This is a genomic window from Microcoleus sp. Pol11C3, from assembly GCF_036701485.1.
Lineage (GTDB): Bacteria > Cyanobacteriota > Cyanobacteriia > Cyanobacteriales > Microcoleaceae > Microcoleus.
Map to the genome: position 1 here is coordinate 375 of NZ_JAUBQW010000022.1, position 15,590 is coordinate 15,964.

Below are 15,590 nucleotides of genomic sequence, written 5' to 3' on the forward strand. Positions count from 1 at the left end.
AGTGGATTTGAACCACTGACCTTCGGGTTATGAGCCCGACGAGCTACCAGGCTGCTCTATCCCGCGTCGCTTTGTCTATCTCTAGTGGTTTCCAAAAACAAAACCCTGAAACCTTAACAATTACAGGGTTCGCTTGAATTTGGTGGCGGGAAGTGGATTTGAACCACTGACCTTCGGGTTATGAGCCCGACGAGCTACCAGGCTGCTCTATCCCGCGTCGCTTTGTCTCTTTCTAATATAAACATATCTTTCTGAAAATAGCAACCCCACAATCAAAAAAACTTTTTAGATTGTGGGAGGGGTTGCTGAAATCGGCTCAGAGTCTCGATCGCCCTAAAGCATCGAAACTTCCCCGATTACCTCCAAGCGCTTGAAGTCACTGAGAGTGAGGTAAGTTTCCGAAAGAGTTTCGGCGATCGTCGGAGTAATCCACCCCAACTGCTTGAGCAAGTGAATCGCCACAGCAAATTGAGCACGCTTTCCTCCATCCGTCACCTTAATTGCCAAGCCCATGCCTTCGCCAACGCGGCCAATGCACTGCACCCCTTCGGCGCCCGACTTGCTCACCAATTCTCCTTGAGTCAAACGCATCAGTTCCGTGTCAAATTTGCCCTCACCGGCAACCATCATCGGGTGATGAGTCATAGCGCGGACAATCCGCTCCATCTCCACATTGTCGCCAGAGGCCAACTTAGCGTACAAAGACGCCATTTGCCCCAATTGCAACAGATAGGTAGGAGCGCCGCAGTCGTCACGAGCGCTGATAAACTCTTCGGCAGGCATTGCCAGCAAGTCAGCCACTTTGCCCAAAATAAGCTGCTGGACAGGATGTTTGCGGCGTAAATAAGTGTCCAGAGGCCAGTGCAGTTGCTGGCAGACAGCTAGCATTCCGGCGTGTTTGCCGGAACAGTTGTATTGCAGGGCGCTCTTTTTGCCTTCGGGAATGGGGCATTGAAGTTTAGAGGGGTCAATGTCGCAGCGCCACAGGACGTTAAATACCTGGCGCGATTGCTCGATCGTACCTTGATGGGAACTGCAAATAATCGCTAAATCTCGATCGGTCAATTCGTAGCGTTCTAAAGTGCCAGTCCCCGTCACCGCCAAAGCTTGAAACGGCTTGAGTGAAGAACGGACAAATGAGGCCGTTTCCGAGTTACCGGCAACAGACAGAACGCGCCCGCGCTTGTCGCAGACAGCCGCCTGGGCGCGGTGCTTCGATTCCACAATACCTTCGCGTAGCAGTGTGACTTCCAGTTCGGGAGCTTGGGTTCGTTTTCCCCTTGTCATATCAATTTTAGATTTTAGATTTTAGATTTTAGATTGAGGTTGAGGAAGTTATGAGTTGCGAGCTGCCAGTTAAGAGTTATAAAGTTAATCTTTCTGTGATCGTTTCTCACTCATGCACTCCGTGTGTGTTGTTGGCTGTGCGCGGCAATCTCAAAACTCAAAACTCCCTTCCATTCCCGATTACAAACAACTCCAAGTTAGTCCCCCGGCAACCAGCAACACTGTCAAAGCATAAAATGTCTGCCGCAGACGCCTGAGAATTGGTTCTAGTTGGTAGTTGACTATCAACTGGTCTTGAAGCAAAACTTCGGGAGTTTTAGGCCAAGATTGACAATCGTACCAGCCAGACTCTTCGTAGACGACCGTGGGATTTGAAAGGCGCGATCGCACGTAAAACCAACCCAAGTAGAGTCGCAGCAAAGCTAATCCTAGAATAAAACTGGCACCTGCGGCACCGCACAGGACAAACTGAGCTGGATACTTGACAGGAGCAAAGCTAGAAGCAGCTATCGGCCCCGATACCAAGCAACTCCAAGCCCACACCCAAGCTAGTTTTGCCAGGTATCCGGGCCAATTGAGTGTTACCCAGCTAAAAAACCAGGATTCTTTAAGTTCTTGGTATTCATTGATCGGTCGCTGTTCTTGCGGAACCGGACAAATAGAAGCAGAAACGTTTTTCACATTAGCCCTCCTCACGGCGCGGGGGAAAAGTCAATGCGTTCGGCGTGTCCCCAGAACGCTTCTAAATTGTAGAACTCCCGCTCTTGAGGCTTCAAAATGTGAATGATCGCGTCGCCGTAGTCCATGACGACCCAACTAGCGTCTGATAGGCCTTGTGTACGCAGTGGCAAGCGCTGCCACTCTTCTTCCACTTGGTCTGCTATCGCTTGGGAGATGGCTCGTACCTGCACGTTGGAAAATCCGGTGACGATCGCAAAGTAGTCTGCCAAATAGCATACTTCGGCCACTCGGAGCAATACAATATCTACTGCTTTGCGGTCATCGGCTGCTTGGGCAACGGTCATGATCAGGCCGCGGGCTTCGTCTGAGGAGGTGTCGCCCGTTGCTGTAGACTGGGCCCTGGAGTATTCGAGTTGAGTTAGATCTGACATTAAGTGTTTAATTTCCTAATTGATACTGTAAGGAAGAATGGGTGCGCTATTCGCTTTCGGTTGTTGGCAGTTTGAGACGGGAAATAGGAGTTAGGTTGAAGCCAAAAGTAAGGACAGGATTGCTGATAAATTTTACTTTTAACTTGTGATTTGTTCGATCGACTTCTCCGTCGAATTTCCTGTTTCCTGCGAGTCGCGAGCCATTTGCAGCGCCCAATTCCGCGTAAGTACAGTGCGGGGGTGGATGTAGCAGCGAGTTTCTAGCAAATATTTAAGAGAATAATCGCTAGTTTGCCACACGGCTGCATAAAGATTTTGCAAGCTTGCCTCGCGCAGTGCTTCTAGTTCGGCTGTGTTGCCACGGCTCGGCTCTACGGTATCTGCTATGAATACGGTACAACTGAGCTGACTCATGTTTGGTCTGCCGAGGGTGTGATTGGCGATGGCGTCCAAAATTTCTCGATCGACCACCCCGAATTCGTCTCTAGCTACGATCGCGCTCGCGTCTGCGTGCAGCAAATGCGGGTGTGCTTCCAACACTGAGTCTAACTCTAAACCTTCCTTCTGGGCCATTTGCAGCAGCAGTTGAGGTTTGAAGTATTTTGCCAAATCGTGCAACAAACCGGCCGATCGGGCTTTTGCTTCGTCGAGGCCGTAATGGCGAGCCAAGTCACCTGCTGTTTGTTCGACTCCGAGGATATGTGTGATGCGGGCAGCAGGAACGCGGTGTGAGAGCCAAGCTAGGACGTTTTCGCGCGTGGGTGCAAGTGCCAAGTATTAACTCCGAAATTGTGTGATATCTAGTATTTTAGCGTTTTGTTTCGATCGGCTGTTGTGTCGCGCACGCAGGGTTGTGGTGATATTTGGGATGATTGGGGTGAAGGGGGCGAAGGGGGCGATCGGCTTTTTGGGAGATACGTTATCTTTTCTGGTAACTGCTTAAATATTAGACTTGAATCGCAGAAATCTTGGATACACTTTTTTAAACCGCAGATTAACGCAGATTAACGCAGATGCTTTTCATGATTATTTGCGAATGCTGGCAATTCAAGTCTCTTCAAAACTATCCCTACCCGAACAAATAGTCTAATGGACTTGCTATTTTTTGTAATTCTCTCATTTTTTCTACTTTTAGTTAGTGCCATCAAAGGTTATTTTGTCCTTTATCCGCTGCTTGCTTCTATGGGAATTTTTATTACTATTTTTTTACACAGAGGATTTCAACTAAAAAGCTTAATCAAAATGGCTGTGACTGGAAGTCAAAAGTCTTTTTCAGTAATCGGTATTTTACTTTTAATCGGTGCAGTCATGGCTGTCTGGATGGCTGCGGGGACGGTTCCGGTTCTCGTGTATTGGGGAATTAAATTGATTAGCCCTCAGTATTTTATATTTTCGGCGTTTATCTTAACTAGCATTGTTTCTGTGCTGCTGGGAACTTCCTTTGGGACTGCGAGCACGATCGGTATCGCATTAACGATCGCGGCAAGGGGCAGCGGTGTCAATCCCAATATGGTTGCGGGGGCAATTGTTGCGGGAGCTTATTTTGGCGATCGGTGTTCTCCAATGTCTTCTAGCGCTAATTTGATTGCCGCCATTACCCGCACAGAAATTTATACGAACCTCAAAAACATGGCGGTAACAGCTTTCTACCCGCTGATAGTTTCCAGCATATTGTATTTAATTTTATCCTTGGCAAATCCCGTTGAACTTGCTGGCAGCACCCTGGCTTTTGAAATTGGCAAAGCCTTCAATCTCAACTCGATAACTTTGCTGCCAGCCTTGACAATTTTAATTCTTTGTGTGTTGCGAGTTGAAGTCAAAATTGCAATGGCTGTTAGTATAATTGCCGGAAGTGCGATCGCGATTTTCGTCCAAGGTTATTCGCCGCTCGAAGTTCTGCAATTCGCGATCGCCGGATTTAAGCTAGAACCAACTTCTAGTTTAAAAAATATTGTGGCGGGAGGAGGCATTTTGTCGATGGTCAAAGTTTCCACAGTTGTGATTGTATCGACAGCATTTGCCGGTCTTTTTGCAGGAACGAGAACGCTTGAATTTATTGAAGTGTATCTCAACAAAGCTCGATCGAGAGGCGATTTGTTTTTGGGAACAACAGTCCTCAGCATTTTATCAGCCGCCTTTGGCTGCACCCAAACGATCGCCATCCTCCTGACACATCAGTTAGTTGAGGAAAAATACCGAAAACAGGGATTAGATGACGATCAACTTGCCGTAGATTTGGAAAATACCGCTGTTGTAATTTCTCCCTTAATTCCTTGGAATATTGCCGGATTAGTTCCTGCAACTGTCTTGGGCGTTAATTCAGGTTTTATCCCTTATGCCTTTTATTTGTATCTCATTCCCTTATTTAACTTGATTCAAATGAAAATGGCTAAACCACCTCATATAAATTCACCTAACTAAATGAATAATAGAAGGTCAATCGGTTATTTTATGGCAGTAGTTGCGACGGTTATTTGGGCTGGCAACTTCATCGTTGCTAGAGCTTTAAATCAGGATATTTTGCCGGTGGGTTTAGCTTTCTGGCGATGGGCAATTGCTGTGGCCACTTTGGCTCCCTTCACGGTGCACACGGCTATTTATGACTGGAAAATGATTAAAAAAAATCTCCCTTACTTAACTGTATCGGCACTGTTAGGCGTGACTGCTTTTAATACTTTAATCTACGTTGCCGGTCACACAACCTTAGCGGTGAACATGGCGTTAATTGCCACTTCTTCTCCGGTTTTTATTGTACTCATGTCCCGTATCTTTTACGGAGAAACTATCTCGTTAACCCGCGCCGCAGGTATGGCGATCGCAGTCAGCGGTGTTGTACTGTTAATCGCGGGAGGCTCATTAGAGAGGCTGCTGAGCATTTCTTTTGCGATCGGCGATTTGTATATGCTGTTGGCATCTATCATCTTTGCTGGCTACACGATGCTGGTAAAGCGCAAGCCGCCCAACCTGCGGATGACAACCTTCACTTTATGCACTTTTAGCTTGGGGCTGCTGTTTTTATCGCCCTTCTATGCGCTGGAATGTTGGATTTATCACCCTGTGGCGTTCAATCCTTCGATCGCCCTGGCGCTACTTTATGTGGGGGTTCTGTCGTCTGTGGTGGCGTTTCTAGCCTGGAATCAGGCGATCGCCTTCATTGGCCCGAACCGCACGGCCTTAATCTATTACCTGATTCCGGTTTTTAGCGGCATTGCTGCGTGGCTGTTTCTGGGTGAAGCGATTTCGTTGGTGCATATTTTTAGTACATTGGCGATCGTCTGCGGCATTATTATTACTAACCGCACTGAGTCACAATGAAATTATGGCGATCAACAATGGACGGGATTTGAAAACTTGCGTTACTACAAACTTAATGATAATGATTTAACTGGACATGACATCAGTCACCGCCCCGTCAAGATTTCGCTTACAATTCCGGTTCAATTCCAGCCGATCGCAATTGAGTCCGCAACTGCTCTAATTCTCGTTGGGTGCGATCGCCTCTTTTTGTGCTAAATCAGCCGTGGAGGCACGGGTAGGCAGAAACCGCCTTTTTTACCAAAATACTTGGTTGCAGCCCGTATATTCGCTAAAACACGAGGCTGGAGAGGATAAAACTGCCCCTAGGAGTCCGAGTGCGTCTAGGGCTGACCAAGCAACAGATAATTGTTAGTGTTCAATAACCTAATTATCTGATTACTTTGGCAGCGGTGCCAATATTTTCTCAGCATGACTCGCTGCCACCGCGGCAAATAAAGCTTCATAATGATTCAAAGCTTCCTCAAATCCGTAATTCTCCACAGCATAATTTCTGCCTTGCTGACCCAACACATCCACCTTAGCAGGGTGCAGGTACAAATCCTCAACAGCCTCAGCCAAAGCCTGCGGATCTTCCGGCGCTACCACCACCCCACCACCGCTTTGCTGCACTGCTTTCTGGGCGGTACCAGTTTCGGGAACCGACGCCAAAATTGCCCGACCGCTGGCGAGAATTACTTGAATCTTTGAAGGCATATTGAAGTTAGTAACGCGGCGCTTTTGTACTACTAAACTAACGTCAGCAGCAGCTAACAATTCCGGCAATTTTTCTCGCGGTTCAAATGGCAGCAACATTACATTATTAGCTTTGTAAGTTTCGCAATCTTGTTGCAAGCGGGCGAGTGCTGTTGATTCCCCCACAATTACAAAAGCGATTTCGGGTATATGTTTCAAACGAGCGGCTGCTTGGACAACTGTTTGCAAGCCTTGAGTGAGGGCAATATTGCCAGCGTAGAGAACGACAAATTTGCCCTTGAGTTTGTGAGTTTCTCGAAATGAGTTACTTTCCTTGGGTAAGGGCCGAATGAAATTGACATCTACCCAATTGGGAAGGCAAACTATTTTTTCCGGGGGTACTCCCTGAGAGTGCAATTTTTTGATAAAACCGCTGTCGATGACGCTGACTTGGCTGGCTGTGCTGTAGGCCAATTTTTCTAGGGCGTCAGCAATGCGAACTAGCAGTCCGTTTTTTTTGACCAAACCGACGCGCACGGCTGCTTCTGAGACGATATCCTGAACGTTGAGGACGATCGGGCAAGCGCGAATCCAGCCGTAAAAGGCGACTGGGACGCAAATCGGTAAAGGGGGCATTGTCGAGAAAATCACGTCGGGACGCCAGCCGCTGAAGGCTTGGACGGCGCTGGAGACGACAAAACTGCCGTCTAGCAAAAGTCGGTCTAGGAGGCTGGGGTGGGGGCCGTTGACGCGCAGATAGCTGCGCTGAATTGTGACGCCGTTGTGTTCTTCGGTGAGGTACAATTTGCCCTGATATTGCGGATAAATCCGGCGCTGGGGATAGTTGGGCATTCCTGTGACTACTCGGACTTGGTGACCGCGTTTGACTAGGCCTTGCGCTAGTTCTGTCATCAGGGGGGCAATGCCGATCGGCTCTGGATAATAGTTATAGGAATAAATTAGAATACGCATAATATTTATTTTGAAGCAAACTGTCCGGCCGCCGCGTACATCGAGCCTGCACCCGCAGAATTGCAGAGGATGTGGTTGGGTTCCCGGTAGCAAAACAGGGGGCGACGTTAGGATCTTCCACTCCTTGCGAAAGAAGCCGCCGTGACCGGGCGGGTATCGCGCCCTCATGTAATGTTTTTGCGCATTACCAGGCAGTTGCGGAGATCGTCGGTACGGATATACCGAAGCTCGTCTGTGAGCTTGTACATGAACAACAGTCCCCTTCCTCCTTCACTCTTCGGATCGTGCTGCTCTTGCATGATCGAGTGCAGCTTTGCTTCTAATTTGAAGGGTTGACCCCTGTCCCAAATCCTAATTTCTAAGTAATCGGCAAACACTTTTACCTCAAGGTCTATCAGCGTCGCTTGGGGCAGGTTCTGGTGAGCGTGGCGGACAACGTTTGTAAAGCCTTCGGTGATTATCAGCTCGCACTGCCACCAAAAATCGGCTGGTATCATGGGCAAAACGATATTCTCCAACCATTCCAAAACGGATGTTAAAGCATTCAGGTCTGTTTCAACCTGAAGGTGCCACTCGGCATTTGGTTGCTTGTCTTTCATCTTTCTTCCCCCTGGTCGGCCCCCACCACCGCTTTACTCAGCGGCGGAGGGAGAGAAAAAGGAGGGCAAGGTCTTGGCAACATATTAGTTAAGTCAAGCTTGAGTTGAAGAAGCCCGTTTTGCCTCAAGGTGAGCATTCCTTTCGCACCATTTACTCGCACAGCAAATGAGAGACTTCCGATACTGTAACCCGCCTCGGTAGGGCGTTTAAATAGGGAAAATTCCCGAGTCAGCTTGCCAGGAAGTGATTTAAACTTCGACCGTGTTAGCAGTCGCTACTTTTCTAAACACAGGTGAGTTCTTCTCGTCCTCGAAAATCATGCTGGGATCATTCGAGTATGACCTCGAACTCGCCAATTGCTAATTATTAATGCTCTGATTGCAGAGCTGGCAACTAGCTGTGCATTTTCTGGGCGTGTGAATTTTAACACTTAATGCTAACGTAGCTATCGCTAGCGATCGTCTGCTTGACTAAGTATCGAGTTCGAGTTCGGGCCGCCCGTCGGCAACCGCACCTGAAAGTTCAGTGGTGGGTTGTTGAGGGCTCCTACACAGCGCCGCTATTTTTGTTAAACAGGACTGTTACAGTTTTAACAATTAGTGTCAAGTCATACACCAGACTCCAGTTTTGTTGGTATTTTAAATCTAAACGGATGACATCTTCAAAATCGCGGACTTGAGAGCGACCGTTGACTTGCCATTCCCCGGTCATCCCGGGTTTGACATCCAAACGCTGCCACTGAGGGACTTCGTAGCGCTCAACTTCGTCTGGGGTAGGCGGTCTAGTGCCGACGAGACTCATTTCGCCTTTGAGCACGTTCCAAAACTGCGGCAGTTCGTCGAGACTGGTTTTGCGCAAGATGCGCCCGACTTTGGTAATCCGCGGGTCGTTGTCATTTTTGAAAAATGCGCCAGAAGCTTGGTTTTGGATTTGGGCTTTCATGGCTTCGGCGTTGGTACACATCGATCGAAATTTCCAAATCCGAAATTCTCTGCCCATCCAGCCGCAGCGGGTTTGACCGAAAAATATCGGGCCTGGATCGTTGATTGTGATAGCTGCGGCTATAGGTACGAGCAAAATTCCTGTAATCATCAAACCGACTATTGCCCCAACGATATCTATCAGCCGCTTCAGCCACGATTGCACTGAGGGGTGGGTCATCGGTAGCAGATTGTCCGAGGGGTTGGTCTCTGTGGGAGTTGAGGTTGCAGAGGGCTGCTCGATCGTCAGCACTTGATCTAGGCTGGTGAGAGCAAATACTGCCATCACCTGTGGCTTGAGGCTCCGGAGCACCAAGTCGCTGCCGCGCTGTTTGGCAAATTTCAGATTGCTGACTAAAGCACCGATCCCGCTACTGTCTATGAATGTCGTCTGACTGAAGTCTAGGACAATTTTGCTGGGGGTGCTTCCAGAGAAAAGTTGCTGGCAGGTTGTCTTGAAGTTTACGGCTTCAAGTACGCTCAAGCGCACGGGTATGTGAACAGAGGGAATCTCGTCCAAGTAAGTAACCCGAAAATCTGCCTCTGGGGTGTGACTGACCATGAAGTCCTAGTTTCAAATTTCAAGCTGATGTCTTTAGCCTATTCTGTCCTAGCCGCTCCTCCTTATGCTAGCTTTATACAAACTTTATAAAAAGATCTTAAAACTCGCCCGCCGAGCGTGATATCAAAGGCAACGCTAGGCTTGAGTTTACCAGTCGCAGTTTTGACTCAAAGATTTTTAAACGCAGCCGCTGCGAAACTTTAACTACATCGGCTTCAAGATTTTTGTGGATTCAGGCCGATTAATCTTGTCGTTAATAATTTTTGTGCCTGTCTTGCAGCGGATAGCCACCGCAGTTAACAGTTAACAGCTAACACAGAAGTCAACAGTTAACCGTTAAGTGGAAAACCCCTGTAGCAAGCATCGGGGGATGAGGTTAAGAATTGTAAACGTTTTCTGACTGGGAGGTTTCGCGGGTAATGGGTTTGACTTTGGCTTTGGCTTTTGCTGCGTTGCGTTTCAAGGCCTGGAGACGAGCTTCGTATTTGGCCCGCTGCTGTTTTTTGGAGGTTTGCTCGATTAATGTTTTTAAGGCGCTGCCGAGGCTTTTGTAGGCGTTTGGGAGAGTGTAGCCGAAGCGGGTGGCTAGGGCGAGGGCTTTTTCGTCGGCGTCTACTGCTTCTTTTAAACTTTTCTCTCCGTTGTTTTTTTGGTAAAGTCTCCAGCCCGAGACGCCGCACAGGGATAGGGCCAGTATCAGCAGTAAGCCGTCTTGCACCCAAAGTTCACCGACGGCGCCGCCTAAACCAATGGCGAGGGCTGCCATTTCCCAACCGTCTCTGGCGATGGTGTCGTTTTGGATTCTAGCGACTTCGTGCCAAAATAAAAGGTTGCGCTGATCCATTGCTAGCTGTTCCCAGCGGATCAGGTCTATTTGGATTTCTACCTGGTCTTTGCCTATTTCTTCGCTGCGGATCAGGGTAGGATTAACTTCTATAGTTTTTTCTACTGTTACCCAACTTTGGAGTTCTGGGGGCAGTATATTTTTCAAGCGCCGGATCTCACTCATCTCGGCTCTTGCTGTAGAGGTTGCATAGGATGTCATAGCTCCGGCCTATTGATTTTCCAAAGGTTAATATGTGTCTATTTCTGGAGTATAGCAAACCTTTAATCAAAATCTAGTCGAGTAACGGGGGTCGATCGACCAATACTTGCAATTTTACTTGATTTTAGTCTCAGGGGGCGATCGCAACTGCCGACTCGATCCTTGACTTTCGACTATTTCATCAACGGTTCGATTTCTTGCCGCAATTTCGACCAAGCCGACAAAACTTCAGGCTTAGAAGTTATACCTTTTTGAACTAAAACAACTCCGTCCAATACTTCAGCAATTCCGTACAAACCTTGCCGTAGAGCTTTATCGGTAAAACGCACTCCCCCCCGAACTCTACCTCGGTCAACGGGAACTTTTAAATTGTTTTGCTGCAACTGCCACAAATCTAACAGCGCATAATCGACATCGACTACTTTTCCCTCTTCGTCTTTCATCTGCATCACTTCTAAACGGATGATGTTCCGGCGACCCGAAAGGTGGGAAACGATATAACCGCTTGTAGAAACGCTAGCATCTTGGGGAATCAAACTTAAGACTTTTTTGACATTAGCTGCGTGTCCGAGTTGAGCCGGCAAAGATTGATAAACCCAAGGTTGAAAAGAATAAGGAGAGATGAAATACAAAGCTCGATTCGGATTGGAAGTGTACGTAAGCAGTATTGACAGACCGATACACCCAATCCAGAAGCGGTGGAACCTGGGTTTGAATTTATCTTGATGTTGCGACCACCACAGGATTGTACCGTAAAATAACCCCGGAATTACAGCAAATGTGTAGCGGGTGTTGATAGAAGTAGCGGCCTGATTAACGACTTGCAGCAACAGAACCAGTAAAGGAAAAACAGTCATTAACCAGGCGCTAGGAGCGATCGTAGGTACAAATGCTAGCGGCAACCAATGACCTAAAAGATATAAAATTCGCTTACTTGCATCTTTAAAAAATACTTCTATTATGAGCTGAGGTTGACTGATAATCGCCCAAAGCAGTTCTAGTGTTGACGGGTTCTCGGTTTTAACAAATTGCCTAAAGTAATTAGCTAAGTACAAGCGGGAATTGTCAGCCGAAAAAATCGGCATGATTGTATTAGTTATGAACACCACGTAGCTAAAGCTGAGAGCGCACAAAGCTATGCCGACGCGGGGGTAGCGCCGACTGACAATTAAATACGCTCCGATCCCAAACAAGCTAATCCCCGCATCTTCGCGAGTGCCTAATGTTAAAACTGCGAACAGCCAAAATAGCGGCCAGCGCTGCTTTTCTAATGCTAGAAGCAAGCTAAATAGAAATAGAGGAATTTGGCAGTGTTCGTAAAAATTTCCCAGGGTCGGGCCGATGACACCATTTGCTCCGTAATAGCTGGCTACTATCATTACCGACAGGGGAACAGATAGATAGTGTCTTGCTAAAAAATACAGGACTATTCCGGCTGCAGCAATTAAAGTAACTTGCAAAACTATCAGGGTAATGGGAGATGGAAATAAGGCATAAATCGGCATCCAAATTAGAAAATCAATGACAAAGTGTTGGCCTAAATGGATATAAAATGGGTAGGAAAGTTGTCTGTCCATCAGCGAGGCGCTGGAGGCTGCTGAGGACATTGAACTTTGAAAAAATCTGCCGTGTATGCTATTCCAAAATACTTGGTTAAATAGACCGTGATCGTAGGTGGCTAAGAAGCTTTCGTAGCGGATTATGCTAAAAGTTAAAACTAATATAAAAAAGAGGGTGGCTAGGATTGTAACTTGACGCAATCCTGTTTGATTGTTCCAGTAGTCGAGAGGTTTAAATTTCATAGTTTTTGCTGAACCCGATATTTGCTCTAAGGTTGACTGAAGTTGTGCTTAAATTCGGAAATAGAAATAAATTTGCCTTGGGTTTTCAGCTTGGTGAGATATTTTTCTAGTTTTTCAACCATTTTGCTGCCTGAGTCTTTTTTGATGTAACTGGGTAATTTAAACTGGGAAATATCTGTGAATTCCCAGGGGTGAAAGTAGATGTTCAGATAGGAGTCTGTTTCTAGGGTTAGCTGGGTTGCTAATTCTATCATTGAGAGGGGGAAGTTTTTAAAGCTCAACCAAAATAAAGGAAATCTGATCATAGGAGTGACTGAAATGGGAAGGTTGAGCAGTTTATTGGTATAATATGCAGTTCGGGGTTTAGATAGGTTGTTGTATCTGCCGGGGATGTAAGTTGGATTCATTGATGAGTTGTATTCGTAGCCTGCTTTTTCTATTTCTGCGTCGTCAACGGGCTGAAGTCTGGCCATCCTGAATCCAGTGATTTCAGTATTAGTTATTTGTTCTAAGGTTTGTTTAGATTTCTGTAAATCTTCTAGGCAAAATTGAGAGTGGTAAAAGCCGTGGGAGGCGATTTCATGGTGTTTTGAAATTTCTCTGATTGTATCTGGGTTGTGGAGTGCAAAGTTAGCTGTGACAAAAAATGTGGCTGTAATATCTAATTTTTCTAGAAGTGCAATAATTTTTGACAATCCTCGGTTAGAAATTTCAAATTTGATGTCGGATTCCAGGGGTTGACCGTATTCTTCGGGGATGTCAAATTCTTCTATGTCAAAGCTCACCAAGATTGATTTATTCATAGTAGCCTGCGCGGTCGTTGGCTCTAATTTTAAATAAGCAGAGCAGCATTTTTAGGGAATCTTTAAATATATTGACTTGAGAATTTTTGTATAGGTGGTGCTGGCCAACTTTGGCAGGGATTTCAGCAATTGTATATCCTTTTTTTTTTGCTAAAAAAAGCAGTTCTGCATCAAAACAAAATCCAGTAAGTGTTTGTGTTTTAAATATTTCTTGGGCTGGTATTTTGTTAAATCCTTTGAGTCCGGCTTGCATATCTCTATATGGTAGATTCAGAATTTTTCCCGAAATTAAGTTAAATATTTTACCTGATATTTTTCTGAGTAAGGTAAGATTTCGGAAGTTTTCTCCGTCGAGGTTTCTGCAACCAATTACGACATCAACTTCTTTTAATTTTTTGACTAAGAGTTCGAGGTGTTCGAGGGAGTAAGCTAAATCGCCATCCATGAAGCAAATGCAGTCGGCGTCAACATATTCGCTGCCTTTTTTGACGGCATATCCTTTACCTTGACGGTTGCTGTAAGAAATTAGTTTGATGTGATGTGTGGGGAAAGTTTTGAGTTTGTTTTCGAGAATTTGCAGCGTATTGTCGGTCGAGCCGTCATTAACAATAATAAAATTGTAAGCAGGATTTTTGTGAGAAAATTCTAAAATTCTGTCAAAGGTTTGGGCTATGCAATTTGCTTCGTTGTAAACAGGCAGAATTACCGCTATCTTCATCATGGTTGTGGGATATGGCTTTCGGTCAAATATGGTACCACCTCGGGAGGTAAATCACAAGTAAAAAATTTACCGATAAAAATTTACCGATAAAATTTCGAGCGGGGAGAGGTATTGTTCACTGCTGCTGAGAAAATTGACTTCAACTTCGCCTTGAAAGTGCAAAGATGAAGTTGGACTTTTTGGAACCTTTGAACAGGGGGCAGTTTAGGGGTTGGAGGGTGCTGTCGGAATTGCTGCTGTCGATCGCCCATACTGGCTAATCTATCTCAAATGATCATTTTTGAGCTAAACGGACGATCGCCACTCCTCTAGCACCACTTCTGTCCTGTGAACCGAGGTTGAGGGATAAGTGCGATCGAGACAAATTGTATCATGCTGGAGTTGACCAGCTTATCTTTAGGGGAAACGCGGGCGATCGACAATCTAGATGCTCCCTGCAGCTCAGCCAGAAAAACCCTCTTACTCCCATCCGAACCTTTTACCTCATGAGGTTGTAATTGTCAATGGTAAATTATTTAGTTAACAAATTGCCGGAGTATTTTCAACAGGGTATTACGCTCCGAAAAAAACGCATTATTAGCTTTTTACTAGCATTTCTCCTAACTTTCATCACTTATCAAGTAATCTTAGAAATCATCACAGTAGAAATTCCGATTTTCGGCTTTCACGATATTGTTGACCTTCAGAATCCCCAGGAAATACCGCCGCTGCGGCGAGAATTTCCCGGCGACTACAGCCAGCAAAATTTGGAACCTTTTTTAGATAATTTAGTTAGCCATAACTATTGGTTTTTGTCATCCCAAGAGCTTTACGAGTACTTCATAGCAAATCCCAAAAAACTGGTGCCGAGTGAATATCGCGATCGCCCAAAAGTCATGATTACTTTTGACGACGGAAATAAAAGCATTTATACGCACTTACTGCCGATTTTAGAAACTCTCGAAAATAAATACGGCAAAAAAACCAAAGTAGTTGTATTTATCAACTCCGGCTTCTTGGGCCATCAGGACTCGCTCATAAAAAAGGTAACTTGTCAAGACTTGAGAGACGGAATGCAAAAAGGTTTTTATGATATTCAATCCCACGGACTGAATCACGAAAATTTAACAAAAATTTCTCTGACAGCATTAGACCGAGAATTATCTGAAGATCAAATTAGACTGAGGAAATGCACCCAAGATTTAGACCAAAATCGAACAGTCGCCTCACACATAGCCTACCCGTTTGGCGCTGTCAACAAACAAGTTGACAAATACGTTGCCAAATATTTCTCATCAGGATACTTGTACGACAGTTCAAAATTAAAACTGCGGTTTTTTTCACCCAATAAATACCGAATTTCGAGGTTGACAGTCAATAAAAAACACTCCGCCAAAAGACTCAGCAGTCTAGCTTCAGGAAGCTGGCTGCACAAATTAATTGGCAAATAAGCCGGAGATATTCTATTCTTTTTGAATACATCAATACTTCGGACAGTTTTTGATTGCCAACCGTAGAATAAGGATTTCAAGGCTCCAAGGCAAGTTCGCTACCAACGGAAAATCGAGGGTTTCAGCCTAAGAACTAAAAACAGTCCGGACTATTGATAAATAAGATTTTTAGTAATATCATGTGCGGTAAATTAACCGTTATTCCGATCCCGGCTAGGTTCATCATTATCTATCAAAAAGTGCAAAAAGTCCAGTAAACCCGCCCCGGCTGATATCTGGCGGTCAA

Annotated in this window: 15 protein-coding genes and 1 tRNA gene; 4 read left to right on the forward strand and 12 right to left on the reverse strand. The window is 45.8% G+C overall.

All coding sequences use genetic code 11. From position 1 onward, the window contains the following. Nucleotides 1–140: 140 nt before the first annotated feature. The 5 genes from QUA40_RS07915 to yqeK all read right to left on the reverse strand — a co-directional run bounded on the left by QUA40_RS07915 (nucleotide 141) and on the right by yqeK (nucleotide 3,173). A tRNA-Met gene (locus tag QUA40_RS07915) sits at nucleotides 141–217 on the reverse strand. Between the two features lie 116 nt (nucleotides 218–333). After that, entirely contained in the window at nucleotides 334–1,287 is a 954-nt protein-coding gene (locus QUA40_RS07920; RefSeq protein ID WP_333123682.1) for an asparaginase, read from the reverse strand. A gap of 180 nt (nucleotides 1,288–1,467) precedes the next feature. Continuing rightward, complete coding sequence (locus tag QUA40_RS07925; RefSeq protein WP_333123685.1) at nucleotides 1,468–1,968, reverse strand: CGLD27 family protein; 501 nt, start codon at nucleotides 1,966–1,968, stop codon at nucleotides 1,468–1,470. Nucleotides 1,969–1,979: 11 nt separating this feature from the next. Beyond that, the gene (gene rsfS, locus QUA40_RS07930; RefSeq protein ID WP_333123688.1) at nucleotides 1,980–2,399 is read right to left on the reverse strand and encodes a ribosome silencing factor; all 420 of its coding nucleotides are present in this window, start codon (nucleotides 2,397–2,399) and stop codon (nucleotides 1,980–1,982) included. A 138-nt stretch (nucleotides 2,400–2,537) separates the two neighbouring features. Beyond that, a complete protein-coding gene (yqeK, locus tag QUA40_RS07935; protein ID WP_333123691.1) occupies nucleotides 2,538–3,173 on the reverse strand; it encodes a bis(5'-nucleosyl)-tetraphosphatase (symmetrical) YqeK in 636 nt (211 codons plus the stop codon). 19 nt (nucleotides 3,174–3,192) lie between these two features. Between yqeK and QUA40_RS07940 the strand changes: the two genes are divergently transcribed. The 3 genes from QUA40_RS07940 to QUA40_RS07950 all read left to right on the forward strand — a co-directional run bounded on the left by QUA40_RS07940 (nucleotide 3,193) and on the right by QUA40_RS07950 (nucleotide 5,714). Beyond that, nucleotides 3,193–3,342 (forward strand): hypothetical protein, encoded by a 150-nt coding sequence (locus QUA40_RS07940; RefSeq protein WP_333123694.1) that lies wholly within the window; start codon nucleotides 3,193–3,195, stop codon nucleotides 3,340–3,342. A gap of 146 nt (nucleotides 3,343–3,488) precedes the next feature. After that, nucleotides 3,489–4,820 carry a Na+/H+ antiporter NhaC family protein gene (locus tag QUA40_RS07945; RefSeq protein WP_333123697.1) on the forward strand — a complete coding sequence of 444 codons (1,332 nt, stop codon included), beginning with the start codon at nucleotides 3,489–3,491 and terminating at the stop codon, nucleotides 4,818–4,820. Between the two features lie 30 nt (nucleotides 4,821–4,850). Then, nucleotides 4,851–5,714, forward strand: a complete 864-nt coding sequence (locus tag QUA40_RS07950) for a DMT family transporter (protein WP_333123700.1) — start codon at nucleotides 4,851–4,853, stop codon at nucleotides 5,712–5,714. Nucleotides 5,715–6,092: 378 nt separating this feature from the next. Here the strand turns inward: QUA40_RS07950 and QUA40_RS07955 are convergent, their stop codons facing one another. The 7 genes from QUA40_RS07955 to QUA40_RS07985 form a co-directional block, all read right to left on the reverse strand. After that, nucleotides 6,093–7,361, reverse strand: coding sequence for a WcaI family glycosyltransferase (locus tag QUA40_RS07955; protein ID WP_333123702.1), 1,269 nt, complete (start codon nucleotides 7,359–7,361; stop codon nucleotides 6,093–6,095). Nucleotides 7,362–7,525: 164 nt separating this feature from the next. Then, nucleotides 7,526–7,960: an ATP-binding protein gene (locus QUA40_RS07960; protein WP_333123705.1), complete on the reverse strand. Its 435-nt coding sequence runs from the start codon at nucleotides 7,958–7,960 to the stop codon at nucleotides 7,526–7,528. Between the two features lie 547 nt (nucleotides 7,961–8,507). Beyond that, nucleotides 8,508–9,503: a sugar transferase gene (locus QUA40_RS07965; protein ID WP_333123707.1), complete on the reverse strand. Its 996-nt coding sequence runs from the start codon at nucleotides 9,501–9,503 to the stop codon at nucleotides 8,508–8,510. 376 nt (nucleotides 9,504–9,879) lie between these two features. Further along, nucleotides 9,880–10,548 carry a DUF3318 domain-containing protein gene (locus QUA40_RS07970; protein ID WP_333123710.1) on the reverse strand — a complete coding sequence of 223 codons (669 nt, stop codon included), beginning with the start codon at nucleotides 10,546–10,548 and terminating at the stop codon, nucleotides 9,880–9,882. Nucleotides 10,549–10,721: 173 nt separating this feature from the next. Then, complete coding sequence (locus tag QUA40_RS07975; RefSeq protein ID WP_333123713.1) at nucleotides 10,722–12,350, reverse strand: DUF2079 domain-containing protein; 1,629 nt, start codon at nucleotides 12,348–12,350, stop codon at nucleotides 10,722–10,724. Nucleotides 12,351–12,376: 26 nt separating this feature from the next. Beyond that, a complete protein-coding gene (locus tag QUA40_RS07980) occupies nucleotides 12,377–13,153 on the reverse strand; it encodes a polysaccharide deacetylase family protein (protein ID WP_333123716.1) in 777 nt (258 codons plus the stop codon). Further along, nucleotides 13,146–13,874, reverse strand: coding sequence for a glycosyltransferase (locus QUA40_RS07985; protein WP_333123719.1), 729 nt, complete (start codon nucleotides 13,872–13,874; stop codon nucleotides 13,146–13,148). Before QUA40_RS07985 ends, QUA40_RS07980 begins: the two co-directional genes overlap by 8 nt. 503 nt (nucleotides 13,875–14,377) lie before the next feature. Here QUA40_RS07985 and QUA40_RS07990 point away from each other — a divergent pair. Beyond that, a complete protein-coding gene (locus tag QUA40_RS07990; protein WP_333123722.1) occupies nucleotides 14,378–15,304 on the forward strand; it encodes a polysaccharide deacetylase family protein in 927 nt (308 codons plus the stop codon). Nucleotides 15,305–15,590 lie beyond the last annotated feature (286 nt).

What these genes read in the sequence shown, in the direction of transcription:
- QUA40_RS07920 (WP_333123682.1), bottom strand. Translation starts at nt 1,287, where the DNA reads ATGACAAGGGGAAAACGAACCCAAGCTCCCGAACTGGAAGTCACACTG.
- rsfS (WP_333123688.1), bottom strand. Translation starts at nt 2,399, where the DNA reads ATGTCAGATCTAACTCAACTCGAATACTCCAGGGCCCAGTCTACAGCA.
- QUA40_RS07945 (WP_333123697.1), top strand. Translation starts at nt 3,489, where the DNA reads ATGGACTTGCTATTTTTTGTAATTCTCTCATTTTTTCTACTTTTAGTT.
- QUA40_RS07950 (WP_333123700.1), top strand. Translation starts at nt 4,851, where the DNA reads ATGGCAGTAGTTGCGACGGTTATTTGGGCTGGCAACTTCATCGTTGCT.
- QUA40_RS07955 (WP_333123702.1), bottom strand. Translation starts at nt 7,361, where the DNA reads ATGCGTATTCTAATTTATTCCTATAACTATTATCCAGAGCCGATCGGC.
- QUA40_RS07960 (WP_333123705.1), bottom strand. Translation starts at nt 7,960, where the DNA reads ATGAAAGACAAGCAACCAAATGCCGAGTGGCACCTTCAGGTTGAAACA.
- QUA40_RS07965 (WP_333123707.1), bottom strand. Translation starts at nt 9,503, where the DNA reads ATGGTCAGTCACACCCCAGAGGCAGATTTTCGGGTTACTTACTTGGAC.
- QUA40_RS07970 (WP_333123710.1), bottom strand. Translation starts at nt 10,548, where the DNA reads ATGACATCCTATGCAACCTCTACAGCAAGAGCCGAGATGAGTGAGATC.
- QUA40_RS07975 (WP_333123713.1), bottom strand. Translation starts at nt 12,350, where the DNA reads ATGAAATTTAAACCTCTCGACTACTGGAACAATCAAACAGGATTGCGT.
- QUA40_RS07980 (WP_333123716.1), bottom strand. Translation starts at nt 13,153, where the DNA reads ATGAATAAATCAATCTTGGTGAGCTTTGACATAGAAGAATTTGACATC.
- QUA40_RS07985 (WP_333123719.1), bottom strand. Translation starts at nt 13,874, where the DNA reads ATGATGAAGATAGCGGTAATTCTGCCTGTTTACAACGAAGCAAATTGC.
- QUA40_RS07990 (WP_333123722.1), top strand. Translation starts at nt 14,378, where the DNA reads ATGGTAAATTATTTAGTTAACAAATTGCCGGAGTATTTTCAACAGGGT.